General features: G+C 26.0%; 22 protein-coding genes. 20 read left to right on the forward strand and 2 right to left on the reverse strand.

The features are described from left to right. The 13 genes from aspS to lgt all read left to right on the forward strand — a co-directional run. On the forward strand, positions 1-1,605 hold a 1,605-nt coding region (gene aspS / locus ACWYO2_RS00815), incomplete at its 5' end, for an aspartate--tRNA ligase (protein WP_455514597.1). Positions 1,606-1,645: 40 nt separating this feature from the next. Further along, on the forward strand, positions 1,646-2,257 hold the full coding sequence (locus ACWYO2_RS00820) for a Fic family protein (protein WP_455514598.1): 612 nt from the start codon (positions 1,646-1,648) through the stop codon (positions 2,255-2,257). Positions 2,258-2,612: 355 nt separating this feature from the next. Beyond that, on the forward strand, positions 2,613-4,451 hold the full coding sequence (gene mutL, locus ACWYO2_RS00825) for a DNA mismatch repair endonuclease MutL (protein ID WP_455514599.1): 1,839 nt from the start codon (positions 2,613-2,615) through the stop codon (positions 4,449-4,451). Between the two features lie 97 nt (positions 4,452-4,548). Further along, entirely contained in the window at positions 4,549-5,013 is a 465-nt protein-coding gene (gene rlmH / locus ACWYO2_RS00830; RefSeq protein ID WP_455514600.1) for a 23S rRNA (pseudouridine(1915)-N(3))-methyltransferase RlmH, read from the forward strand. Between the two features lie 9 nt (positions 5,014-5,022). Continuing rightward, complete coding sequence (locus tag ACWYO2_RS00835) at positions 5,023-5,427, forward strand: hypothetical protein (RefSeq protein ID WP_455514601.1); 405 nt, start codon at positions 5,023-5,025, stop codon at positions 5,425-5,427. Further along, the gene (locus ACWYO2_RS00840; protein WP_455514602.1) at positions 5,427-5,783 is read left to right on the forward strand and encodes a DUF1934 family protein; all 357 of its coding nucleotides are present in this window, start codon (positions 5,427-5,429) and stop codon (positions 5,781-5,783) included. Before ACWYO2_RS00835 ends, ACWYO2_RS00840 begins: the two co-directional genes overlap by 1 nt. A gap of 13 nt (positions 5,784-5,796) precedes the next feature. Further along, entirely contained in the window at positions 5,797-7,287 is a 1,491-nt protein-coding gene (gene lysS, locus ACWYO2_RS00845; RefSeq protein WP_455514603.1) for a lysine--tRNA ligase, read from the forward strand. Positions 7,288-7,490: 203 nt separating this feature from the next. Continuing rightward, positions 7,491-9,659 (forward strand): polyribonucleotide nucleotidyltransferase, encoded by a 2,169-nt coding sequence (gene pnp, locus ACWYO2_RS00850; protein ID WP_455514604.1) that lies wholly within the window; start codon positions 7,491-7,493, stop codon positions 9,657-9,659. A 1-nt stretch (position 9,660) separates the two neighbouring features. Continuing rightward, the gene (pgsA, locus tag ACWYO2_RS00855; RefSeq protein ID WP_455514605.1) at positions 9,661-10,260 is read left to right on the forward strand and encodes a CDP-diacylglycerol--glycerol-3-phosphate 3-phosphatidyltransferase; all 600 of its coding nucleotides are present in this window, start codon (positions 9,661-9,663) and stop codon (positions 10,258-10,260) included. Further along, positions 10,260-12,869 carry a cation-translocating P-type ATPase gene (locus tag ACWYO2_RS00860; protein WP_455514606.1) on the forward strand — a complete coding sequence of 870 codons (2,610 nt, stop codon included), beginning with the start codon at positions 10,260-10,262 and terminating at the stop codon, positions 12,867-12,869. Before pgsA ends, ACWYO2_RS00860 begins: the two co-directional genes overlap by 1 nt. A gap of 13 nt (positions 12,870-12,882) precedes the next feature. Further along, positions 12,883-13,794, forward strand: a complete 912-nt coding sequence (locus tag ACWYO2_RS00865) for a hypothetical protein (RefSeq protein WP_455514607.1) — start codon at positions 12,883-12,885, stop codon at positions 13,792-13,794. Between the two features lie 7 nt (positions 13,795-13,801). Continuing rightward, positions 13,802-14,653, forward strand: a complete 852-nt coding sequence (locus ACWYO2_RS00870; RefSeq protein ID WP_455514608.1) for a D-alanyl-D-alanine carboxypeptidase family protein — start codon at positions 13,802-13,804, stop codon at positions 14,651-14,653. Then, complete coding sequence (gene lgt / locus ACWYO2_RS00875) at positions 14,650-15,522, forward strand: prolipoprotein diacylglyceryl transferase (protein WP_455514609.1); 873 nt, start codon at positions 14,650-14,652, stop codon at positions 15,520-15,522. Before ACWYO2_RS00870 ends, lgt begins: the two co-directional genes overlap by 4 nt. A 71-nt stretch (positions 15,523-15,593) precedes the next feature. Here lgt and ruvX read toward each other — a convergent pair whose 3' ends face one another. Further along, a complete protein-coding gene (gene ruvX / locus ACWYO2_RS00880; protein ID WP_455514610.1) occupies positions 15,594-16,025 on the reverse strand; it encodes a Holliday junction resolvase RuvX in 432 nt (143 codons plus the stop codon). A gap of 43 nt (positions 16,026-16,068) precedes the next feature. Beyond that, on the reverse strand, positions 16,069-18,627 hold the full coding sequence (gene alaS / locus ACWYO2_RS00885) for an alanine--tRNA ligase (RefSeq protein WP_455514611.1): 2,559 nt from the start codon (positions 18,625-18,627) through the stop codon (positions 16,069-16,071). Between the two features lie 293 nt (positions 18,628-18,920). On the opposite strand from alaS, the gene ACWYO2_RS00890 reads away from it, so the two are divergent. The 7 genes from ACWYO2_RS00890 to ACWYO2_RS00920 all read left to right on the forward strand — a co-directional run. Continuing rightward, positions 18,921-19,748: a WYL domain-containing protein gene (locus tag ACWYO2_RS00890; RefSeq protein WP_455514612.1), complete on the forward strand. Its 828-nt coding sequence runs from the start codon at positions 18,921-18,923 to the stop codon at positions 19,746-19,748. Between the two features lie 108 nt (positions 19,749-19,856). Further along, positions 19,857-20,255: a hypothetical protein gene (locus ACWYO2_RS00895; RefSeq protein ID WP_455514613.1), complete on the forward strand. Its 399-nt coding sequence runs from the start codon at positions 19,857-19,859 to the stop codon at positions 20,253-20,255. Then, entirely contained in the window at positions 20,248-20,397 is a 150-nt protein-coding gene (locus tag ACWYO2_RS00900) for a hypothetical protein (RefSeq protein ID WP_455514614.1), read from the forward strand. Before ACWYO2_RS00895 ends, ACWYO2_RS00900 begins: the two co-directional genes overlap by 8 nt. A gap of 155 nt (positions 20,398-20,552) precedes the next feature. Further along, on the forward strand, positions 20,553-22,811 hold the full coding sequence (locus ACWYO2_RS00905; protein ID WP_455514615.1) for a hypothetical protein: 2,259 nt from the start codon (positions 20,553-20,555) through the stop codon (positions 22,809-22,811). A gap of 617 nt (positions 22,812-23,428) precedes the next feature. Continuing rightward, the gene (locus ACWYO2_RS00910) at positions 23,429-24,424 is read left to right on the forward strand and encodes a LacI family DNA-binding transcriptional regulator (RefSeq protein ID WP_455514616.1); all 996 of its coding nucleotides are present in this window, start codon (positions 23,429-23,431) and stop codon (positions 24,422-24,424) included. 7 nt (positions 24,425-24,431) lie between these two features. Next, a complete protein-coding gene (gene malQ / locus ACWYO2_RS00915) occupies positions 24,432-25,952 on the forward strand; it encodes a 4-alpha-glucanotransferase (RefSeq protein WP_455514617.1) in 1,521 nt (506 codons plus the stop codon). After that, positions 25,942-26,418: GlgB N-terminal domain-containing protein (locus tag ACWYO2_RS00920; protein WP_455514618.1), on the forward strand; the 477-nt coding region annotated here is incomplete at its 3' end. The genes malQ and ACWYO2_RS00920, both read left to right, overlap by 11 nt.

Below are 26,418 nucleotides of genomic sequence, written 5' to 3' on the forward strand. Positions count from 1 at the left end.
AATTCACCTAAAGAAGTATTAGAACTTGCTAAAAAATTAAAAAATGAATTTGTAATACAAGTAGAAGGTAAAGTAAATGAAAGAACAAGTAAGAATAAAAATATATTAACTGGAGATATAGAAGTATTAGCAGAAAATATCAATGTGTTATCTAAATCTAAAGCTTTGCCTTTTGAAATATCAGAAAATAATATTAATGAAAATTTAAGATTGACATATAGATATTTAGATTTAAGAAGAAAGAAAATGTTAGATAATATAGTTAAAAGAAATGCTATGTTATTCTCTATAAGAGAATTTATGAACAATGAAGGATTCTTAGATATAGATACACCTATACTTGGAAAAGCTACTCCTGAAGGAGCACGTGATTTCATAGTTCCAAGTAGAATGCAAAAGGGTGAGTTTTATGCTCTTCCACAGTCTCCACAATTATTTAAACAAACTTTAATGGTTGCAGGTATGGATAAATATTATCAACTAGCTAAATGCTTTAGAGATGAAGATTTAAGAGGAGATAGACAGTTAGAATTTACTCAACTTGATATGGAAATGTCATTTATACATCAAGAAGATATAATGGATTTAGTTGAAAGACTTGCTAAGAAAGTATTTAAAGATGTTACAGGTGAAGAAAAATTAGAAAAATTTGATAGAATAACTTATGATTATGCAATGAATAATTATGGTTCAGATAAACCTGATTTAAGATTTGATATGAAAATTAAAGATTTATCAGAAATAGTTGCTAATAAAGGATTTTCTGTATTTGATGATGCTATTAGTAATGGTGGTAGTGTAAGAGCTATAGTATCAGATGATGTTGATTTTTCAAGAAAGAAAATTAAAGATCTTGAAGATTTTGTTAAAACTTATTACAAAGCTAAAGGATTAGCATATATTAAAGTTGGAGAAGATGGGAATATAAATTCACCTATAGCTAAGTTTTTTGATGAAGATACTTTAAATAATATAAAAAATACTTTAGAGTTAACTAATAATAAAATTGCTTTTATATTAGCAGATAAAAATAAAATAGTTCTTGATGGATTAGGAGCTTTAAGATTAAAATTAGGAAATGATTTAGGATTGATAAATAAAGATGAGTTTAAATTTGCTTGGGTAGTTGATTTCCCTATGTTTGAATATTCAGAGGAAGAAGGAAGATATTTAGCACAACATCATCCATTTACATCAATTAAAAAAGAAGATGTTAAATATTTAGATAGTGGTGAACTTGAAAAAATTAAATCTGAATCTTATGATTTAGTATTAAATGGATATGAAATAGGTGGAGGATCTATAAGAATACATGATTCAGAATTACAAGCTAAAGTTTTTGATACATTAGGATTATCTAAAGAAGAACAAATTGATAAATTTGGATTCTTCTTAGAAACATTAAGTTATGGAGTTCCACCACATGGAGGACTTGCATTTGGACTTGATAGATGGCTTATGGCTATGCAAAAGGAAACTTCTATAAAAGAAGTAATACCATTCCCTAAAACTAATAAGGGGCAAGATTTATTAACAGGAGCACCTGCAAGTGTTGATGTTAGACAATTAAGTGAAGAATTAAAATTAAAGAAAATAGAAGATTAAAAAGAGGGGGAAATCCCTCTTTTTTCAAACTGGGGTGTATATGAATAAATATAGTTTTTTAAATCTTGATAGAATTGTATCTGAAGCCGAAGAAGAAAGAATAAGTAAGAAAAAAATATTTGATATATATATAAATAATATGTTTATAGAAAATGAAGGAAGTTCAAAAAACTTAATAGATATACATAAATATATATTTGAAGATTGTTTCAAAAAAGCAGGTGTATTAAGAAAATTAGATGTAAGAAAAGGTATGTGTTTTTTTTGTAGAGCAATGTATCTTGAATCTAATTTAGAAATTGCAAGTAAAATGAAACAAAATACATTAGATGAAATAATAGAAAAGTATGTTGAAATGAATATATTACATCCATTTTATGAAGGTAATGGTAGAGCAACAAGAGTATGGCTTGATTTACTTTTAAGAAAAAAGTTTAATAAATTTGTTAATTGGATAAATATTGATAGAGATGAATATATTTTGGCAATGGAGAGAAGTTTTATTAATACCTTAGAAATAAAGTATTTAATTAAAGAAAATTTAATAGATATTTCTAGTGGGATAGATTTTAGTTTACTTGCTAAAAATATTGATGTGTCATATAAGTATGAAGGATTGTATAATTATAAAACAGAAGATATATTAGATTAGATAGAAATATTAAGTAAATGTTATAAACTTTATAAAATAAAAATGAGGACTATGAAAGTCCTTTTTTTAAAGCCAAGATACCGGAGTGAAAAGGTTTTGGTTGCCTTAAAAACCAAGTGGTAGCCATATAACTAATTATTATGAGATCCGTATAAGCCATTAAATCAAATCGTGATTTCCTCAAGTATACTAAGTCAGGGACAGCTCCTTAACCAAAAAGTAAAGCCCAAAATAAAGGTATCACTATTCCGTATATCTTCGCAAATTTATTATACCAATATATATAAAAAAATTCAATAGACATGAATATAAATATGTGTTAGACTATTAAAGAAAATTAGAAGGGGTGAGATTTATGGCAGAAATAAAAATATTAGATGAGAGTATTTCGAATATAATAGCTGCGGGAGAAGTTGTTGAAAATCCTGCAAGTATGATAAAAGAATTATTGGAAAATTCTTTAGATGCAAATTCTACAAAAATAGATATAGAAGTTTTAAGTGGTGGAAGTTATGTTAAAATTTCTGATAATGGTAAAGGAATGAGTAAGGAAGATGTACTATTAAGTATAGAAAGACATGCAACATCAAAAATTTCTGAAAAAGATGATATTTTTAATCTTACGACCTATGGTTTTAGAGGAGAAGCGCTAGCTTCAATATCTTCTGTTTCAAAAATTTCTATTTCAAGTAAAAGAGAAGTTGATAAAGTTGGGACTATACTTAATTCTTATGGTGGAATTGTTAGGAAATATGAAGATATATCTAGAACTACAGGTACAGATATTGAAATAAGAGATCTTTTCTATAATACACCTGCACGTAAAAAATTTTTAAGAAAAGATAGTACAGAATATACTAAAATTAAAGATATAGTGTTAAAGGAAGCTCTAGCTAATCCAAATGTTGCTATTTCCTTAAATATAGAGGGTAAATCTTCTATTAAAACTACAGGAAATGGGATGGAAAGTACAATATTTGAAATTTTTGGTAAAAATATACTTAAAAATTTAACTAAATTTAAATATGGTTATCTTGGTAATGTTGAAATATTAAGATCCTCTAAAGAGTATATTTATACTTATGTTAATGGTAGATATGTTAAATCTAATGTTATAGATAGAGCAGTAATTGATGGCTACTATACAAAACTTATGAAAGGTAAATATCCTTTTGCTATAATAACATATAATATAAATCCTAAAGAAATAGACGTAAATGTTCATCCATCTAAAAAACTTGTTAAATTTTCAGATGAAAAATATGTATATGGGGATATAAAAAATTCTATAGATGATTTCTTTTATGAATATGATAGAAAAAATTGGCAACCTATACTACAGCCTAAGATGGAAAATAGTGTTGAATATACATATACACAACAAAATATTAGTGAAGATATAAACAGTATATCTAATTCATATATTTATGAAGAAACATCTTCAAAACCGAGTAATTATGAATTTGAGTTTACTGAAAATAAATATATAAATAATGATCAAGTTAAATTAAATGTAGAAGATAAAATTGAAGAAAATATAGTTGAAGAAAATAAAGTTATAGAAGAAATAAAAGAAGAAGATAATGGGTATTTAAAAGGATTTTTTGAAAGAGAAGTTAAAATAGATAAGGAATATAATGTGATAGGGCAAATATTTGATACATATATATTAGTCGAAGGTGAAGAAGAATTAGAAATATATGATCAACATATTATACATGAAAGATTACTTTATGAAGAATTGATACAAGCTTATTCTAAAAAAGAATTATCACAGCAAATTATGTTGATTCCAGAGGTTATAACACTTACACCTTTAGATAAAGATATAGTATTAAATAATATAGAAATATTAAGAAGTCTTGCTTTTGATATAGATGATATAGGAGAAAATAATATAATATTAAGAGCATATCCTAATTTTACTTTTAGAGAAAGTATAGTGAATATACTATATAAAATTATAGAAGATTTAAAAATTAATGATAAAGTTAGAGATATTCGTGAAAGAATATTAATATCAATGTCTTGTCGTGGAGCAATTAAAGCAGGACAAAAATTAAGTGGAGATGAAATGAAAAATATGGTTACAAGATTACATAGTGTAGGTAAATATACCTGTCCTCATGGAAGACCTATCATTACTAAAATATCTAAATATTTTTTAGATAAAAATTTTGGAAGAGTGAAATAAAATATACAAATTTATATAGAAAAAGTCAAAAAATTACTTGAAAAAACAAAAAATATATGATATAAAGCATTGTGAAATATTTAAGTTAGGGAGAAAGATGTTAAAAATAAATATTATTTGTGTAGGTAAAATAAAAGAAAAATATATAGTAGATGGTATAAACGAATTTTCTAAAAGATTAGGAAGATATATAAAACTAAATATTATAGAAATTAAAGACGAAGCAGATAATGTAATAAATTTTGCAATAAATAAAGAAAGTAAAAATTTATTAGATACTATAAATAAAAATATAGGGTATAATATATTACTAGATTTAAAAGGCAAGGGATTGACAAGTGAAGAACTTGCAAAAAAAATAGATGAATTGACTTTAAATGTGAGTACAATAAATTTCATAATAGGTGGTTCTAATGGATATAACGATGAAGTTAGGAATATAGCAGATATGAGGATTAGTTTTTCTAAAATGACCTTTCCTCATCAGTTAATGAGGTTAATTTTAGTAGAACAAATTTATAGGTCAATATGTATTAATAATAATATTAGTTATCATAAATAGGAGGTAATTGTGTATACAACAGGTAGTGAATTTGATTATGAAATAGATGGAAATATAGAATATTTTACATGTATAGGAGAAACGGTATATTCAGGTATTGAATATTTAATATGTGAAAGTGAAGATGGTATGAAAAAAGTATTTTTCTACGAAGAAGAAGAATTAGAATTGCTTGATGATGAGGAAGAAGAAGAAAGTATAATAGATCATTATCAAGAAGAAGCATTCAAACTTGAAGAAAAAGAATTTGAATATTGGGAAGATAATGATTTTACATCTGATTATGATGGTTATACTGATGATGGTTTAGAGAGTGATTCAGTTATAGAGGAAGATGATATGGTATTCTTAGGAGAAGAAAATGATGAAGAAATAGATGATTTCCTAGACGAATTATTTGAGGATGAAAATTAATGATACTTGTAATACATGATTTAATAGAAAATGAAAAAATAAAACATGTTATTGATCATGAAATAGATGAAAATGGGATTATAAAATATAAATTAAATGGAGAAAATTATACATTAAAAGTAAAAGATAAAGAAATAATAATGACAAAAGATGGTGAAATTTCTTATACTAATGTATATAAAAAAGGGAAAATTACTAAAAATTTTCTTAAAACTTCAAATTTATTATTAGAAATATATATTATTACTAGAAATATTAGTGTAAAAAATGGTAAAATAGATTTAGAATATAATATATATAATGATAGTAATGCGTTAGATTTAGTTTCTAGCTATAGTATCAACATAGAAATATAGTAAGGGAGTGAATATGGATAATAAAGAAACTGTGGTTAATGTAAGCCATGTAATGAAAGAAAAAGCAAGAAAAGTTGAAGAATTAAGGGCTGAAGGTCTTGAACCTTATGCAAGAAGATACGATAAAAAAGAAAATATATCTGAAATTTTAAATTATGATGAAAATTCTGAAAAAGAATTTCAAACAGCAGGTAGAATAGTTTCTTATAGAAGAATGGGTAAAAATGGATTTGCTCATATACAGGATTTAAGTGGTAAAATACAATTTTATGCTAAAAAAGATGAAATTGGTGATGATAAATATGAGATATATAAAAAGATGGCAACAGGAGATTTTGTTGGTGTAAAAGGTAAGTTATTCCGTACACAAACAGGAGAATTAACAATTAAGGCAAGTGATATAGAAATATTAACTAAAAATGTTAGACCACTTCCTGATAAATTCTCTGGATTGCAAGATATAGAAATGCGTTACAGACAAAGATATGTAGATCTTGTAATGAATCCTGAAGTACAAGATACTATGAAAAAAAGATTTGAAATTATTAGATTTATGCGTAATTATTTAGAAAGTAGAAACTTTATAGAAGTAGAAACACCTATGTTACATCCAACACTTGGTGGAGCTAATGCTAAACCTTTTATTACACATCATAATACTTTAGATATGGATATGTATTTAAGAATAGCACCAGAGCTTTATTTAAAAAGATTACTAGTGGGTGGATTTGAAAGAGTATTTGAAATTAATAGAAACTTTAGAAATGAAGGAACATCAATTAAACATAATCCTGAATTTACAATGATGGAACTATATCAAGCGTATGCTGATTTCAATGATATGATGGATTTAACAGAAGATTTATTATCTGAAATGGCTAAACATCTATATAACACATACGAAATACCTTATGGGGAATATAAGGTAGATATGTCAAAACCTTGGAGAAGAGTTACTATGCGTGAAATAGTTAAAGAAAAAACAGGATTTGATTTTAATTTAATGAAGAGTGATGAAGAAGCAATAGAATTTGCAAAAAATTTAGGTATAGAATTAGATAAAACTAAATCATACACTAAATTTGGTATATTAAATTTATTATTTGAAGAAAAAGTTGAATCTACAATAGTTAATCCGACTTTTGTTACAGAATATCCTAAAGAAATTTCACCTCTTTCTAAAAATATGGAAGGTGAAAGTGAATGGGTAGATAGATTTGAGCTATTTATCACAGGAAGAGAATATGGGAATGCATATTCTGAATTAAATGATCCACAAGATCAAAAAGAAAGATTTGAAGAACAAGTTAGAGCAAAAGAAAATGGAGATGACGAAGCAGGAGAAATGGATCTTGACTATATTAGAGCATTAGAATATGGAATGCCACCTGCTGGAGGTCTTGGAATTGGAATAGATAGACTTGTTATGTTAATGACAAATTCTCAATCTATAAGAGATGTAATACTATTCCCTACATTGAAAAAGGAAACACATTTTGAATAGAAAATAAATAGTATTTATATTAATTGTGATTATAACATGTACTTATAAAGTAAGTGCATGTTTTTTTTACATATATATTGTAATTATGTATTCAAATATGGTAAAATTAAAGTAATATAAAGAGTTAGGAGTAAGTAATTTCAAAGAGCTTTTAAGGAGCTTTTTGATGTTATTTGCTCACTCTTTAAAAATTAGGAGGTATTATGTTTGATAAAAAAACTTATAAATTAAATGCAGGTAATGAAATAATTACTGTAGAAACAGGAGAAGTTGCAAGACAGGCAGGAGGATCTGTTTTAATTAGTAAAGGAGATACAACATTATTAGTTACGGCAACTAGAAGTAAGGATGTTAAGGAAGGACAAGATTTCTTCCCATTAACAGTAGACTATATTGAAAAATTCTATTCAACTGGTAAATTTCCAGGAGGTTTTATTAAAAGAGAATCTAAGCCTTCAACAGAAGAAGTTTTAATTTCAAGACTTATAGACAGACCTATAAGACCTTTATTCCCAGAAGGATTCTTTAATGGAGTTCATATTGTTGTAAACGTTATATCTTTTGACGGTGTAAATATGCCAGAAGATATAGCAACAGTAGGAGTTTCATTTGCTTTAGGATTATCTGATATTCCATTTGCAGGACCTGTAGCAGGTGTTACAGTGGGATATATTAATGGAGAATATGTTTTAAATCCTAAAGGAGAAGATAGAGAAAATACTAAAATATATTTATCAGTTGCAGGTACAAAGAGTGCTGTAACTATGGTTGAGGCAGGATCTAGTGAAGTTACAGAGGAAGAAATGCTAGGTGCTATAATATTTGGACATGATAATATTAAAAAATTATGTGAAGAACAAGAAAATATATTAAATGAATTAAATATTGAAAAAATGGAATTTGTAGCTCCAGTTGCTGATGAAAGAGTTAGAAACTTTTTAGATCAATATATAGGAGAATTGAAAGAAGCTATACTTGTTCCAGGAAAACTTGAAAAATATGAAGCTATAGATAAGCTAGAAGAATCATTACTTGAAGTATTTAAGCAAAATATGGCAAAAGAAATTATGAGTAGAGAATTAACTGAAGAAGAAAAATTAGCTGAATTAATAGGAGCTTCTAAAACTAAATCACTAGATACTTTAGTTAAAGAATTTAAAAATTATTACCACGATTTAGAAAAGAAAATAGTAAGAGAATTAATAATATTTGATAAGTATAGAGCAGATGGAAGAAAGATTGATGAAATTAGACCTCTTGATGCAAAGGTAGATATATTAAAAATGCCACATGGATCAGCACTATTTACTCGTGGAGAAACACAAGCTTTAGTTACGGCTACATTAGGATCTAAAGAAGATGAACAAATTATAGATGGAATAGAAGGGGAATATACTAAAAAATTCTTCTTGCATTATAATTTCCCACCATTTTCAGTAGGAGAAGCAGGATTTATGCGTGCCCCTGGTAGAAGAGAACTAGGACATGGAAATCTTGCAGAAAGAGCACTTAAAGCTGTTATGCCAAGTATTGATGATTTCCCATATACAGTAAGGGTAGTCTCAGAAATTACAGAATCTAATGGTTCATCATCTCAAGCTTCAATTTGTGGAGGATCTCTTGCTTTAATGGCAGCAGGTGTACCTATAAAGGGAACTGTTGCAGGTATTGCTATGGGATTAATTAAAGAAGGTGATGATTTCACAGTATTAACAGATATACAAGGATTAGAAGATCATTTAGGTGATATGGACTTTAAAGTTGCAGGAACTAGAGAGGGTATAACTGCTATACAAATGGATATTAAGATAGAAGGTATTACTAGAGAAATAATGGAGATAGCATTAAAACAAGCACATAGTGCTAGAATGCACATAATAGATGTTATGGAAAAAGCAATACCTGAACCAAGAAAAGAATTACATGCTAATGCACCTAAGATAATTAATTTAAAGATTTCACCTAATAAAATTGCAGCTCTTATAGGTCCTGCTGGTAAAACAATAAAGGCAATAATAGAGGAAACTGAAGTTAAAATAGATGTAGATGATGATGGTCGTGTAGCTATATTTGGTACAGATATGGATAAAATGAATAGGGCTTTAGAACTTGTAAAACAATATACATTTATTGCAGAAGTAGGACAAGTATTTAAAGGTCGTGTTACAAAATTAGCTAAATTTGGAGCTTTTGTTGAAGTCGTGCCAGGAACTGAAGGATTACTTCATATATCAGAAATTAGTAACAAGAGAATAAAAGAGGTTGAAGAAGTTCTTAAAGTTAATGATATTGTAGATGTAAAAGTAATAGCAGTTGAAGATGATAAATTTAGTTTAAGTATGAAAGCATTGTTAAAAAAAGAGGAGGAATAAAATGAAAAATTTAAATTTACCAAATAAATTAACAGTTTTAAGATTAATATTAACACCAATTTTAGTATTTCTTTTATTATTAAGATTTGGTTATACAGATTCTAATGTAGTTTTAAGAAGTGGCTTTTTATCTATTCTTTCTTCTGCGCTATTATATTTAAGTACAGTAATACTATTTATTTTTATAGCACTAACTGATTTTTTAGATGGATACATTGCAAGAAGAGATAATTTAGTAACTAATTTTGGTAAATTGATGGATCCAATAGCAGATAAAATATTTGTATTTTCAATACTGATAGTATTAGTAAGATACAATTTATTATCAGTATGGTTTGTTTTAATCTTACTTTCTCGTGAATTTGTTGTTGTTGCCATTAGAACACTAATAGTAGAAAATGGTGGAGAAATAGTGGCGGCGTCAAATGTTGCAAAATTAAAAACTGCTACACAAATGCTAGCTATCTTATTTATTATATTATTTTCATTTGGTAAAATAGCTAATAGTATAGTAATGTTACCATCAGTAATATTATCTTTAATATCTATGTATGAATATTACAAAATGGGTGAAATTTATTTATGGAAGGATAATAAATAGTGGAATTTAAGAAAAGTGTAAATGAAGTATTAAAAGAACAAAATGTAAATAGTAAAGTTGGTCTTTCGGATTCAGAAGTTAATGAAAGACTTCAAAAATATGGAGAAAATAAATTAGATGAAGTTAAGAAAAAAACTTTATTTCAAAGATTCATATATCAACTTAAAGATGTAATGATATACGTACTTTTAATAGCTTCTGTAATAAATGTAATAGCTCATGGAATAGATGGGTTAACAGAGGCAGTTATAATACTTATGGTAGTATTAATTAATGCTGTTGTGGGAGTAGTTCAAGAATCTCGTGCTGAAAAAACTTTAGAAGCTTTAAAAGAATTATCTACTCCACGTGCTATAGTAAGAAGAAATGGTGAAGTTATAGAAATAGATTCTAAAGAATTAGTTCCTGGAGATATAGTAATAATAGATGCAGGTAGATATATACCAGCTGATTTAAGATTAATAGAAACACAAAATTTACAAGTTGAAGAATCAGCATTTACTGGAGAATCACATGCAGTTAATAAAGATGCTAATTTTATAGCACGAGACCATAATATACCTATGGGAGATAAAATAAATCTTGCATATTCATCAACTCTTGCAACTTATGGAAGAGGAGAAGGAGTAGTTATAGGTACAGGAATGAATACAGAAATTGGGAAGATTGCTAAAGCCTTAACGAGTGAAGATGATAATGAAACACCACTTCAAAGAAAATTAGATACTTTAGGTAAAACATTAGGATATATTGCAATGATTGTATGTTTTGTTATATTTATACTTGGTGTTTTACAAGGAAGATCAGCCCTTGATATGTTAATTACAGCTGTTTCATTAGCAGTTGCAGCTATTCCTGAAGGTCTAGTTGCAATAGTGGCTATTGTTCTTTCAACAGGTGTAACTAGAATGTCTAAAAATAATGCAATAGTTAAAAGGCTTCCAGCTGTTGAAACTTTAGGTTCTGTTAATGTTATATGTTCAGATAAAACTGGAACTTTAACACAAAATAAGATGACAGTAGTACAAGAGTATAGTTTAGCAAGTAACAATGATATATTAAGAAAAGGTTTAATGCTTTCATCTGATGCAACAGAAATAATAGGAGATCCAACAGAGATAGCTCTTGTTGTTAATGCTATAAAACATGGATTTAATCAAATAGAATTGAATAACAAGTATAAAAGAGTTAATGAATTTGCTTTTGATTCAGATAGAAAATTAATGTCAACACTTCATGTAAATGGAGATAAATATATTAGTTATACTAAAGGAGCAATAGAAGATATTATAAATATTTCTAAATATATTTTAGTTGGTGATGAAGTAGTTGAATTAACAAAAGAATATAAAGAAAATATATTAAGTAAAAGTATAGAAATGTCAAATAAGGCATTAAGAGTTTTAGGATTGGGTTACAAATTATCTGATAGATTTTTAGAATCAAATGAACTTGAAAACAATTTAATTTTAGTTGGAATAGTAGGTATGATAGATCCACCTAGAGAAGAAGTAAAAGCTTCTATTTCAAAAGCTCAAAAAGCTGGTATAAAAGTAGTTATGATAACAGGAGATCATAAAAATACAGCAGTTGCAATAGCTAAAGAATTAAATATAGCAAAAAGTATAGAAGAAAGTATTACAGGTCCTGAAATAGATAAATTAGATGAAAAAGAATTTTTTGAAAATATAGAAAAATATTCTGTATTTGCAAGAGTTTCACCAGAGCATAAGGTAAATATTGTTTCAGCTCTTAAAGCTAAAGGAAATATAGTATCTATGACAGGAGATGGTGTTAATGATGCTCCATCATTAAAAAGAGCAGATATAGGGGTTGCAATGGGAATAACAGGTACAGATGTTTCAAAAGGTGCAGCAGATATGATATTACTTGATGATAATTTTACAACTATAGTTGAAGCTGTTAAAGAAGGTAGAAATATATACAATAATATTAAAAAGACTATAATGTTCTTACTTTCATGTAATTTAGGTGAAGTAATTTCTATATTTGTGGCAACTTTATTTGCTTTTCCAACTCCACTTGTAGCAACTCAATTATTATGGATTAATTTAGTAACGGATACTTTACCTGCAATATCTTTAGGATTAGATCCAGGTAATGATGATGTTATGAATGAAAATCCTCGTCCAGTAAGTGAAAGTTTCTTTGCAAAAGGAGCTGGACTTCGTGCTATAATAGGAGGAACATTAATAGGAGTATTTACTTTACTTGCATTTATCATAGGACTTATAGAAAAAGATATTACTACTATTTCTGCAATGCGTATGGCAAGTGATGAGGATTTAACACATGCAAGAACTATGTCATTTATTGTTTTAACTGTTTCGCAGTTATTTTATGCGTATACAATGAGAGTTGATAATGTATCAACATTTAAAATAGGGATATTTAAAAATAAATATTTAAATATATCTGTAATTATTGGTTTAGTTTTACAGATATTATTGATAAATACAACAGGAGTAGCTAAAATATTTAATGTACAAAGCTTAAATATATCTGATTGGGATATAGTTATAATATTTGCGTTAATACCTTTTGTAATAAATGAATTAATTAAAACTTTTGTAAAATTTGAAAAATAAAAAGAGGTGTATTATGAGGAAATATATATATATATTAAGCACATTTTTATTTTTATCTTGTTTTAATCAAGTATCTAAAATAGAAAAAGTAGAAAATAGTAGTGCTGAGGATATAGAAGTTGAAATAGTTAAAAAAAAATCCTCATATAATAATTTAATATTACAAAATAATAATTTAAAGGAAAATTTTTCTGAATACGAATTAAATGAATTTAAGGCTAGGAATATATCGCCAACAGAAGTGATAAAATTAATAAAAAAATCAAAAGAAGGAGATGTTGTGGCAATCAATACTCTTTCATATGTTTATTATTTAATAGAAGATAATGTTAAATTGAGAGAAGTATTAGAAATGGGATCAAAATTAGGAAACACAGATTCCATATTTAATTTAATATTGCTTGAAATAGAAGATTTTAATTATGATGAAGCTCTTAATTTAATTTCTAAATTACCTAAGGGATATAAAAGTAAGGAAATTAAAAATATTAAAATAGAAATATATTTAGATAAGGCTACTCAAGGATTAAGAAAAAAAAATAATAATGAAGTATTGGTTAATTTAATTAAAGCATACAATTTGGGTCAAAAAGAGTTGGATTATGAAATAGCTAAAATTTATAAAACAAGAAAAGATATTTCAAATACATTGAAATGGTTAAATTTATCTGCAAAAAGAAATAATATTATAGCAATAAAGGAATTAGCTATAATGTATTCTAAAATGAATGATACACAAAATGCTATAAAATTTTATACTATATTATATAATAACGGAGATATTGAATATGCTAAAAATATATTTAATGAGTATACAAAAACTTTGGATAATAAGAATATAATAAAATGGTATAATATATCTAAAAAATTAGGTTTGATTAAAGAAAATTCAGAAATTGAAAAATTAATTGAACTATATGAATAGGAGAAATATGAAAAAAATATTTACATTCCTTATAATTTCTAGCTTTATTTTTGGATATTCTGATAAATTTAAGGAAAATATTACATATAATATGGCAAATATACATAAAAGTAATTTTAAAATTTATAAAACTTTGTATATAGGTGATTCAAAAGGTAATAAATATTATTCATATCAAGAAAATAAGTTAAATCCATTAGCTTCGTTAACTAAACTAATGACAGCTCAAATAATATTTGATGATATAAATAGTGGTAAGTATTCTTTAAATACTAATGTTAATGTTGTTGAAGATGCGCTTCAAATTCCTTATGGTTATAGGATAAAAAAAGAAGATGTATACACAGTTGAAGATTTATTGAAATTACTTTTAATAAATTCTTCAAATTCAGCAGCGTATCAATTAGCGTATTTATCTGGTGATGGAGATATAAATAATTTTGTTATAAAAATGAATAATAAAGCAAGAAAATTGAAATTAAATTCATTAAGGTTTTATACTCCAAATGGTCTTCCACCAACTGATAGTAAAAGAAAAATGGATATAGGAAATTCACGTGATATTTATAAATTAGCAATTAATTCATTGAAATATAAAGGAATATTAGAAATAACTTCAAATAGTATTGTGGTGTTAAGTAATGGAACTAAAATAAAATCAACTAATCCTTTAATTGAAAAATATTCTGAAGTTAAAGGACTTAAAACAGGATATCACAGTAAAGCAAGATATAATATAGTGTATTATATGGATTTTGGAAAAGAAAAAGTAGTTTCAGTTATTCTTGGTTCAAATACATCTGAATTGCGTTCAAATGCAGGAATTAAAATAATTGAAACAATGAAAGGATTAAAATGAAAACATATTTATTTAAAATAGGTAATTTTGAATTAAGAATATATTCATTAATGTATATAATATCATTATTTTTAGCTATATTTATAGCTAAAAGAGATAAAATTGCAGAAAAAAGAGGAGTAGATTCTAATAAAATAGAAGATTTTGCATACAATGAAATAGTTTTTGGTTTAATAGGAGCTAGATTGTACTATGTATTATTAAGATGGGATATATATAGTCAAAATATGAGTGAAATTATCAAGGTTTGGCATGGAGGACTTGCGATACATGGTGGTATAATTGGGGGATTAGTTGGTGCATTTATATTTGCAAGAAGAAATAAATTAAATGTTTGGGTTTTAACTGATATGGCTGTAGGGCCTTTAATATTAGGACAAGCTTTAGGTAGAATAGGAAATTTTGCAAATGGAGAAATACACGGATTTCCAGTAATAACTCCTCTAAGTGTAATTTTAAAAGGTAATTTTAATACTTGGTGGTCAGAATTTCAAAAAATGACTTTAATAGAACAGTTAAAGTTTAAAGAACTTGTACCTTGGGGTATAGTTTTTCCAGAAAATACACCAGCTGGTAGTGAATTTCCTAATATGAAATTACATCCAGCTATGTTCTACGAAATGATACTTAATTTTATAACTTTTATTTTAATATGGTTTGTATTTAGAAAAAAAGAGTATAATAGAGGTGTACTTTCTATGATATATATTATATCTTATGGAATTATTAGAATAATAGTTAGTACATTTAGAACAGAAGATTTGTTACTTTATGGTATAAGAGCTCCTTATATAATAAGCACAATAATGATTTTAGCTGGAATTGTAGGTATATTTATATTTAATAAAACAAATGAAAAAACTAAATAATAAATATTTAAAAAGGAATTACATAGAAAGAATATATTGTAATATTATTTCAAATTGTAATTCCTTTTATATTATTTCTTAAATTTATTATTTGAATCTAGAAAATTTTGTAAAATTATAGTTGCTGCAACCATATCCACAACTTTTCTTCTTTCTTTACCATTTTTTTTAGAGAAATTTTTAAGATAATATTCAGCTTCTTTAGTTGTATATCTCTCATCAACGTAGTAAATTTTAAATTCTTTTCCAATTAACTCTTTTAATTCGGTTATAAATTTTTCTACTTTTTCAACTTGAATAGCATTTTGTCCATCTTTAGTCTTAGGTTGACCTACAACAAGAGCACAAACTTTTTCTTCTTTAATAATTTCATAAATTCTTTGAAATGGATTTATTTTATTTCTATCTATAACTTCATAACTTGATGCAAACATACCAAGAGCATCAGTTTTTGCAACACCTATTCTTACATCTCCAATATCAAGACCTAAATAAGTATTCATTTATTATTGCTCCTCAATATATTTTTTAACTTCAGCTATTGCTTCATCTATTTTTAGAAATATCTTTACCTCCGGCTTGTGCAAAGTCAGCTCTACCTCCACCTTTACCGTTAGTTATACTAGAAGCTAATTTTACTATATTTCCAGCATTAAATTTATCAGTTAAATTTTTTGTTACTCCTGATACAAATATAGCATTATCATTACTAGATGCAAACAATATTACAGCAGATTTTAAGTTAACTTTTGCAATATCAATTAATTCTTTAAGTTCATTTATTGATTTATTATTAAATTTCTTTATTAATACTTTTACATCATTAATAGTATAGGCTTCATTAACTAATTCTGATACTTCAAGTTCAGCTATTTTTGATTGTAGTTCTTTTATTAAAGAGTCTTTTTCTTTAATTTCTTCACGTGCTTTAGAAACGGCTATTTCAACATTAGCTGGACTAGTTTTAAAACTAGAAGATATATTATTTATTAAATTTTCTAAATTATTTACATATTCTAAACTTTTATGTCCAGTAATAGCTTCTATTCTTCTTACACCACTTGCTTTTCCTTGTTCAGATAAAATTTTAAATAATCCAATTTCACCAGTTGATCTAACATGTGTACCACCACATAATTCTATTGAATAATCAGAAATATCAACAACTCTTACAATATCACCATATTTATCACTAAATAGTGCCATTGCACCACGTTCTTTAGCTTCATTTATATTTTCATAATTTATGAATACAGGTAGATTTTTAAGTATTGCATCGTTTACCATAGTTTCTATTCTCTTTAATTCATCAGTTGTTATTTGGTTATAGTATGAAAAATCAAAACGAAGACCTTCTGAGTTTACTAGAGAACCAGCTTGCTCTACTGTTGTTCCTAAAACTTCTCTTAAAGCTTTATGAAGTAGATGAGTTGCTGTATGATTTTTCATAACTTCTAGTCTATGTTGTTCATCAACTATTAATTTTACTTCACTGTTAACTTTAGGGATCTCACCTTCAATTAATTTAAAGTAATGTATGAATATATCAGACTTTTTAACTATATTAACTATCTCACCAACAAATCCATTTTTATCTTTTATTATTCCTTTATCTGAAACTTGTCCACCACTTTCAGCATAAAAAGGAGTTTCTTCAAATATAGCTTCAAATAAATTATCTTCATTTTCCTTTATATGTAATAATTTAGAATAAGATTTTAATGTATCGTAACCAACAAAATGAGTTTTTCCATGTTCTTCATAGAATTTTCCTATAAATTCATCTTTTATCATATCAGAAACAGAGTTTCTTGAGTTTTGTGATCTTTTAACTTGTTCTTCTAATTTTTCATTAAATTCATCTTCATCAACAGTAAATCCTTTGCTTTCAGCTATAAGTTTTGTGAATTCAAAAGGGAATCCGTAAGTATCATAAAGTTTGAAAGAAAGTTCTGAAGAAATTTTATTATTCTTACTATTTTCAATTTCATCAAATAATATGTTAGTTCCAATTTTTAAAGTTTTAGAGAATTTATCTTCTTCATTTTTAACTATATTTTTTATATATTCTCTTTTTTCTTCAAGTTCAGGATAAGCTTCTTTCATATTATCTATTATTGTATCAACTATTTTATATAAATAAGTTTCAGAATTATTAAATATTTTTTGATTTTCTAAAGCACCTGCACCGTATGCACGTCTTATTAGTTTTTTAAGTATGTATCCACGTCCTTCATTAGATGGAAGAACTCCGTCACAAATTAAAAAAGTAGAAGCACGAAGATGATCTGCTATTATTTTAACAGAAGTTTTAGTAGTATCAGATTTAATATCTAATATCTTATTAATTACTTTAGTAATTGGAGTAAATAGGTCTGTTTCAAAATTATTTTCTTTATTTTGTACAACAGAGGCTATTCTTTCAAGACCTGCACCTGTATCGATGTTTTTTTCAGGTAAAGGTATAAGTGTTCCATCTTCTAATCTATTCCATTCAGTAAATACTAAATTCCATATTTCTAAAAATCTATTACCTTCATCTCCTGGTTTTGAATTAATTTCTTCGTTATTAGGACCCATATTTAATGTATCATAATATATTTCGCTACAAGGACCACAAGAACCAATTGGACCAGCAGCCCACCAGTTATCATCATCACCTAATCTAACCATGTGATCTTCAGGTATTCCTATTTCATTAACCCATATATTGTATGCTTCATCATCTGTTAAATAAACAGAAACATAAAGTCTTTTAGGGTCTAATTTTAATATTGTAGTAATGTATTCCCAAGACCAAGCTATTGCTTCCTTTTTGAAATAGTCACCAAAAGAGAAGTTTCCTAACATTTCAAAGAAAGTATGGTGACGTGGAGTAACTCCAACATTTTCTAAGTCATTAGTTCTTATACATTTTTGATATGTAGTTATTCTGTTATATGGTGCTTTTTTTTCTCCTAAGAAAAAAGGTTTAAATGGTACCATACCAGCTACTGTTAATAAAAGTGTTTTATCATCAGGTATTAATGATGCACTTTCAAAATGTTTATGCTCTTTAGTTTTAAAAAAATCAACGAAACTTTTTCTAAGTTCATTTCCAGTCATTTTTACCACCTTATATATATTTTTTTATTTTTTAATATGTATGATTATACCATAAATTGACTTCTAATATCAAATAATATAGCCTGATGTTTGTAAAAAATTTCTAATTTTATATATGGTGGGGTATACTATATTGAAAAGACTAAAAATATTTTTAAAATTTAAAAAAATCCTTTTTTAATAAGGGTATAAAATTTTAAAAGGGAATCTTTATTTAAATGAATCATTCCTTGTTTATAGAAGGGTAAAATGGTAAAATTTATACAAGAATTAAATCGTTAAGAGGTATTATTATGATTAAAGTAAGATCAACTTTGCCAGAATTTGTTCATAATATTATTATTTCAGATTCTGATTATTTTGATATAGAACCTGGAGGTATAGGGAATAGAATTTTCAAATATTATTTAGATAAAAAAATAATTTCTATTAATTTTGAAAGAGAAACGACTAAAATATTACAGTTTAATTTAGATAAATATAATGATGATATATTTATGGATGAATTAAAAAGAAGAGAATTTCAAACAATATCTGATTTTATCAGAAGTTTATTTATTAATTATGTAAACAATTTAAGGACTACAAGAGAGAAAATAATTTTTCAAGATATATTTTCTCCAATAGAAAATGCAATCAATTTTGGAAAACAAATAAGTATAAAATATCATGGTAAAGTAAGAAGAGTTGATCCTTATTTTATAAAAGCATATGAGCAAGAAGGTAGATCTTATTTATTCTGTTATTGTTATAAATGTCAGGATTATAGAAATTATAAGATATCAGATATAAAAATAGTTTATCAACACGTTCAAAATAGGGTAGAAAGAGATTCGGAATATATAGAAAATGTATTAAATAATTTTGATCCATTTTTGTCGTATAGTAACAAGGTTAAAGTTTCTTTTACTGAAGAAGGATTGAGACTATATAAGAGAACACCTATGAACAGACCAAAACTTCTTGAAAAAAAAGATGATCAATATTTATTTGAATGTGATAATAAGTTAGCATTAGTATATTTTCCACAGTTCTATTCAAATGTGGAAATATTAGAACCTAAGGAATTACGTGAAGTGTTTAAAAACAAACTGTTAGAAAATTTAAAATTATATGATTGATATATATTAAAATTTTCAAAACATAATATAGAATGAGGTGGAAAATGTATTTTAGTGAAGAAGAAAAAGAAAAAGGTATAGGTATAGTAAAACGGTTTATAATAAGCTATGCAAAAAAATTGTAATAGTGAAAAAAGTGAAGCTTTATTGGAATGGTTAAAAAAAGAATTTAGAAGCGTTTTTAAAGAAGAAACTGATGAAGGAATAAAAATAAGGTCTGAAAATATTTTAAGAGGAGTAGAACATTACTATAAAGAAAAACAAAAAGTATTTGAAAAAAAGAGCAAGGGATTAAGTAGTGAAAAAATAATTACTGATGAAATTGTAGAAATTATAGAAAATGATGATTCTACTGAAGAAGGAATCAACAGATTGATGAAAGATAACTTCAAAACTTCAGTAGAAAAATCAGTAGAGGATTATATCTACGTTAAACCAAAAGATATTCTTAAAGAATTAACAAGATTGGAAGATAGCAACTTAACATATATTAGATGTAATGCCTAAAGTAAATGCTGAATTAAAATATGGTAAAGTAACAGTTAAACCTGAAGTTAGTGCTAAATTTGGATTTGGATTAAAATCTGATTTATTTAGATTAACTAATATTGAAGGTAAAGGTAAATTAAACGTAGAATATATGTGGTAATATATATGATTAGACCTCAAAAATGAGGTCTTTTTATTTACGAAAATATATTTTTGTATATACAAAATAGCCGATTTGATTAAAATGAATAAAAAAGTTGACAATAATAAAAAACGTTGATAAAATATACTTGAAAATAGTTAGGGAGGAAAAGTATGAAAAAATATATTTTAGGATTATTGGCACTAAATACTGTTGTTTCATTCTCAAATGTAACAGGGTATTTAAAATTTAATGGAGAAGTAAAAACTGAAAATGAAGTTACTAAAGATAGTACTGGAAATCTACAATTAGGTAAAGCTAAAGTACCTTTAAAAGGACAATTAGATTTAGGATTCTATTTAGATGAAAATAAAGATGTAACTTTATTTACTGGATTAAAACATAAAGATAAAAACCAAGCATATATAGGAGCTAGAGTAGACACTAAAATAGGAAATAACTCAAATTTAATTTTAAATACAATATATGCTGATCAAGATAAAGATTATTTAGCAGTTGAAGAAGCATTTAAAAACAGCTTAAGTGCAAAAAATGTATGGAGCGAGGCAAAAAGAAAAGAATTAGAACAAGATTATAAAGAGCAAGATAAATTAGATTTTTATAAAGAAAATGGATATGTATTTGAAACTGAAAAAGAAGAAAATGTAGGAACTGATAAATATACAATAAATTCAAATGATAAATTATTATTATCAGCTATAGTAAATGGAAAAGCAGATAACTTCAATTATTCATTAGGAAGTATATATAACTTAAAAAATAGAGAAACTTTAAAACAAGATGGAACACCTTTAACAAGTAGACCTGTTTTATACAACAGAGTTGAAAATTTTGTTAAAGTTGGAACACAATTAGGAATATTTAATGTATCAGGTGAATTAGATCATACAATAGGAGATGTTAAAGATTTAGTTAAAGTTACTGATGTTGAAACTAAATTATTTGATGATAGTAGTATAGAAAATAACTTCAAATATGGTGGAAGATTAAAAGGGAATGTTAAATTAGGTGTAGAAAGCAACGGATTTAGCGTATCTACTAAACCATTATTTGATCTATATACAGTACTTGAAAAAACACCTTCAAATTCTAATGCTGTAAGTGAAAGAGCATACAAAGTAGGAGTGGAAAATGAATTTAAATATACTGGTGTTAAAGATCTTGAAGTAAAACTTGGATTAAATTATAACGCGGAAGTAAGTAATATACCTATTAAAGAAGGTAAGAGTATTACTGATAGTAAATCAAAAATCATATATAAAGAAAATATAGGATTATTATTACATGCACCATCTGTAGTATTTGATGTTAAATATGAAAATTCTAACTGGACTGCATTTACTAAGAATAAAAATGCTACATACTTATTAAAAGCACAAGGTAAAACAAGTAGAAAACCAAACTACTTTAAACCAGAAGAAGAAGTAGTAGTTAAAGACTTATACAATGAATTTGAAACAAAAAATAAATTAGAATATAGATTTAATAATGGATTTAAAGTAAATGGAGTTTTAGATGACAAGTTTGCTATTAAATTTGGTGAAATTAAATCTAAAAATAATAAATATGGAATGTCTAAAGTTAAAAATCAATTAGTTACAGGACTTGGAGTTAATTATACTTCATCTAATTTAAATAATGCATTAGATGTGCGTTATAGATTAGATGTAGATCCAGGAAATTCTTTACTTCCTAAAGTTAACCAATTTGTTGATGTAGTATTTAATAATAGTTACCAACAAAAATTAGGAGAATTTGATTTAACTACTAGATTTGATAACTTTGGTGAATTTGGACTATATGATAAATTGGTATTACGTAAAGATGATAAATTTGCTTTTGAAAATAAGGCTAAACAAAATTCATATGTAGGTTCTGAACTTGCATTTAAATTAGGATATACAAAAGAAGCATGGTCAACAAGTGCTGAATTATTAGGAAGATACTATGGAAGCTTTGTTAAACCATTTGAAGGAGATTTAACTAAAGAACATAAGGGTGAAGTTGAATTAAAAACTAATGTAGAATATGCTATAAATTCTAATTACTCTATAGGAGCAGGACTTGATACAGATTATCTATATAATTTATCAAAAACTGAATTTGAAAGAAATAAAGAAGGAATGAATAGATTAGTTAAAGATAACTTTGAAACTTCAAAAGAAAAAACTGTAGTTGACTATATTGCTAAAAAACAAAGAGATATAGATAAAGAAAAAGTAAGATTTACTACATATGGAACTAAACATATTTTAGATGTTACACCAAGTGTTAATGCTACAATTAAATATGGTAAAGTAACATTCAAACCTGAAGTTAGTGCTAAATTTGGAATTGCATTAGAAGGAAGCAATAAAGGTTTAAGAAATGTTGAAGGAAAAGGTAAATTAAACGTTGAATACGTTTGGTAATAAATTCTAAAATTTAATTTGAAACATATACTGAAGAACTGATAATTATACTTAAAAGTTTGGAGGTATATGTTTTTATATACTCACAATTTACATTTAATTATATTTGTTGTCAAATTTAATCTATTTTTATAATTTTTATTTAATAATAGTTAAAATTAAAGAAAATAATAATAATTTGTTATTTATTAAAGATAAAATTTTTAAAGGCTATAGTTATATTGTCTCTGTAGTTACAGGAAAAACTAAAATATGGACTGTAATACTTAATAGTTTAAGTAAAGATTTTTTGGAATAGGTGTAGATATAGTTCTGGAAAAGACTTTATAGATTGTAAAAAAACAGATGCTTCATTTTATAATAAGGATGGATATAAATATAGAGGACAAAGTAAATTAGTTCCTTCAGATCAAATTAATGATGTTAGTAATAGTGTAGATAAGATTAGTCATGATGGAGTTTCTAGCAAATCTATTTCTAAAGGCAGAATGAAAGAAATAACTGAAGATCTTCAAATTGTATGATATTTTCTGAAATAAATTTAAAAAATTGGTGTTGAAAAATTTAAGATTTGATTGTATACTGTAATGTAAGTGCTTGCATAGAAAGGAGCATATATGAAAAAGTCTACTATAAAAGATGTTGCTAAAATTGCAAATGTTAGTGAGGCGACAGTTTCAAGAGTTATGTCTAATAGTAATTTAATAAGTAATAAAACTAAAAAGAAAGTTATGGAAGTTGTTAGACAATTAGATTACTTTCCTAATTCTGCAGCTGTTTCATTAACTAAAAGTAAGAGTAATATATTAGGATTGGTAGTTGTTAGTTCTGCAAAAATAGAAAATCCTCTTCAAAATGATTATTACAATGAAATTATACCTTTTATTAGTAAATATGCTTTAGATTTAGGTTATTATACATTATATCTACAGTTTGAAAATAAAGAAGAGGCTTATGAAAATGTATATAGGTTAATTAAAAGTAATAGAATTGATGGATTGATTTTTCTTAATTTTATTGAAGATAAAGAACATATATCGTATTTTGAAAAAATATCATTTCCATACGCAATAATAGGAACACCTAATAATAAAACAAAAGGTCTATGGATAGATAATGATAATATAAAATCTTGTTTTGATATTACAAATAAATTAATACAAAAAGGTAAGAAAAATTTATTGTTTATTTCTGGACCAAGTGATATGAGTGTTTCTGTTTATAGAAAAAAAGGATATTTAGATGCTCTAAAAAAGAATGATATAAATTTTGAAAGTGAAAATATTTTATCACTTCCTGAGTTTAGTTCAGATTTAGCATATAATAATGTTGAAAATTATAATAACATAGATAAAATTGATGCGATTATAACAACAGATGATATATTAGCTATAGGTGCTAAAAAGGCTATAGATAACTTAGGTTTGGATATAGAAGTAACAGGATTTAACAATTCTAAATTAAGAAGTTATTTGAATTATAAATTCACGACAGTTGATATTAAATATGATAAATTAGCTAAAGGTGTGATATATTTATTAACAAGTAAAATAGCAGAAAAGGAATTAAAATCTAATTATATAGTAGTAGAAAGTGAAATAATAGAAAGATAGGAGTAATATGGATAAGTATAATTATAAAGATATAAACAAAGAAAGAAAAAGTGGAATCATAATGCATATATCATCATTATGGAGTGAGTATGGTATAGGTAATTTAGGAGAAGAAGCATATAAATTTGCAGATTTTTTAAAAGAGTCAGGTCAATGTTATTGGCAAATATTACCTATAGGGCCTACTGGATATGGAGATTCTCCGTATCAATCATTTTCATCTTTTGCAGGTAATCCATATTTTATAGATTTCAAAATATTAGCTGGAGAGGGATATTTAAAAGAAAGTGATTTTAAAAATTTAGATTATGGTAATGATAGAGAAAGAGTTGATTTTGGTAAAATATATACTACTAGAAATATAGTACTAGGTATTGCTTATGAAAATTTTAAAAAGAGTAGTAAAGATAATGAAAAATATTTAAAATTTTTAAATGATAATTCTGATTGGATAGAAGATTATTCACTTTTTATGGCTCTTAAAGAACATTTTGGTAATGTGTCATTTGAAGATTTTCCAGAAGATATAAAAAATAGGGAAAAAGAAGCTATGAATAAATATTCTAAAGAATTAGAAGATAGAATAAATTATCATAAATTTTTACAATTTAAATTTTTTGAACAATATACATCTTGGAAAAATTATGTTAATAGTTTAGGAATAGAAGTAATAGGGGATATGCCTATATATGTTGCTCCAGATAGTATGGAAGTATGGAAAAATCCTGAATTATTTATAAAAGATAAAGTTGGAGGTTGTCCACCAGATGGATTTAGTGCAGGAGGACAAAAATGGGGTAATCCAATATATGATTGGAAAAAACATAAAGAAGAAGACTTTAAATGGTGGATAAATAGAATAGAAAAAACTTTAAAATATGTAGATGTATTAAGAATAGATCACTTTAGAGGATTTGAATCATATTGGGCAGTTCCTAAATATGATGAAGATGCTAGAAATGGAGAATGGGTTAAAGCAGAAGGTGAAGCACTATTTGAAAAAGTTGAAGAAAAATTAGGAAAAATTAAAATAGTTGCAGAAGACTTAGGATATACTACAGTAGAGGTTGTTAAATTTAGAGAAAAAACAGGATTTCCTGGGATGAAAATGCTTCAATTTGCATTTGATCCTAATAATGAAAGTGATTTCATACCTCATCAAATAGAAAGAAATTGGGCTGTATATACAGGAACACATGATAGTGATACTGTTAAATCTTGGTTTAATAAAGCTAATAAAGAAGAAGTTGAGTTTGCTAAGAAATATCTTCATTTAACAGATGAGAAAGATTATGTTTTAGGATTTATAAGAGCTGCTTGGAGTTCAGTAGCTAACATAGCAATAGCACAAATTCAAGATTTCTTAGAACTTGGAGATGAAGGTCGTATGAATACACCTGCGACACTTGGGAATTGGTCTTGGCGTATAAAAGAAGAAAGTTTAACTAAAGATTTGAGTTCAAAAATTTATGATTTGACAAAAACTTATTCAAGATTAAATAAGGCGGTAATAAAAGATGAAGTATAAGATATACAATGGTGAATTGGGAGTAAAGTATAATAAAGAATATACTGAATTTAAGCTGTATGCTCCTAATGCTGTAAATGTAGACTTGATAATAGGACAAAAAATTTATGGTATGGAAAAAATTACAGAAATAGGCTTATTTCAACAAGTTTTACCTGGTGATTTTGAAGGTAAGAGATACCAATATCAAGTATTTACAGAAGATGAAAGATATATTACAACAGATCCTTATGCTATAGCTTGTGAAGTTAATAGTGGTAGAGGTATAATAATAGATAGAGATAAAGCTCAAATTGAAAATTTTGAAAGAATGGAAAGTTTTAAAAATCCATTGGATGCAATAATTTATGAAATATCAGTTAGAGATTTTACGCAAACTTCAGTAAATAAAGGTAAATTTTTAGGAGTAATAGAAGATAAACAATTAAATTATTTGAAAAAATTAGGTGTTACACATGTTCAAATT

It is taken from the genome of Pseudostreptobacillus sp., assembly GCF_977040545.1.

Excerpts from the sequence above, each read along its gene's own strand:
- ACWYO2_RS00900 (WP_455514614.1), top strand. The coding sequence starts at position 20,248 with ATGCCTAAAGTAAATGCTGAATTAAAATATGGTAAAGTAACAGTTAAA.
- ACWYO2_RS00870 (WP_455514608.1), top strand. The coding sequence starts at position 13,802 with ATGAAAAAAATATTTACATTCCTTATAATTTCTAGCTTTATTTTTGGA.
- ruvX (WP_455514610.1), bottom strand. The coding sequence starts at position 16,025 with ATGAATACTTATTTAGGTCTTGATATTGGAGATGTAAGAATAGGTGTT.
- ACWYO2_RS00865 (WP_455514607.1), top strand. The coding sequence starts at position 12,883 with ATGAGGAAATATATATATATATTAAGCACATTTTTATTTTTATCTTGT.
- rlmH (WP_455514600.1), top strand. The coding sequence starts at position 4,549 with ATGTTAAAAATAAATATTATTTGTGTAGGTAAAATAAAAGAAAAATAT.
- ACWYO2_RS00905 (WP_455514615.1), top strand. The coding sequence starts at position 20,553 with ATGAAAAAATATATTTTAGGATTATTGGCACTAAATACTGTTGTTTCA.
- pgsA (WP_455514605.1), top strand. The coding sequence starts at position 9,661 with ATGAAAAATTTAAATTTACCAAATAAATTAACAGTTTTAAGATTAATA.
- ACWYO2_RS00890 (WP_455514612.1), top strand. The coding sequence starts at position 18,921 with ATGATTAAAGTAAGATCAACTTTGCCAGAATTTGTTCATAATATTATT.
- malQ (WP_455514617.1), top strand. The coding sequence starts at position 24,432 with ATGGATAAGTATAATTATAAAGATATAAACAAAGAAAGAAAAAGTGGA.
- ACWYO2_RS00840 (WP_455514602.1), top strand. The coding sequence starts at position 5,427 with ATGATACTTGTAATACATGATTTAATAGAAAATGAAAAAATAAAACAT.
- alaS (WP_455514611.1), bottom strand. The coding sequence starts at position 18,627 with ATGACTGGAAATGAACTTAGAAAAAGTTTCGTTGATTTTTTTAAAACT.
- lgt (WP_455514609.1), top strand. The coding sequence starts at position 14,650 with ATGAAAACATATTTATTTAAAATAGGTAATTTTGAATTAAGAATATAT.
- ACWYO2_RS00895 (WP_455514613.1), top strand. The coding sequence starts at position 19,857 with ATGCAAAAAAATTGTAATAGTGAAAAAAGTGAAGCTTTATTGGAATGG.
- ACWYO2_RS00820 (WP_455514598.1), top strand. The coding sequence starts at position 1,646 with ATGAATAAATATAGTTTTTTAAATCTTGATAGAATTGTATCTGAAGCC.
- mutL (WP_455514599.1), top strand. The coding sequence starts at position 2,613 with ATGGCAGAAATAAAAATATTAGATGAGAGTATTTCGAATATAATAGCT.
- lysS (WP_455514603.1), top strand. The coding sequence starts at position 5,797 with ATGGATAATAAAGAAACTGTGGTTAATGTAAGCCATGTAATGAAAGAA.
- ACWYO2_RS00910 (WP_455514616.1), top strand. The coding sequence starts at position 23,429 with ATGAAAAAGTCTACTATAAAAGATGTTGCTAAAATTGCAAATGTTAGT.
- pnp (WP_455514604.1), top strand. The coding sequence starts at position 7,491 with ATGTTTGATAAAAAAACTTATAAATTAAATGCAGGTAATGAAATAATT.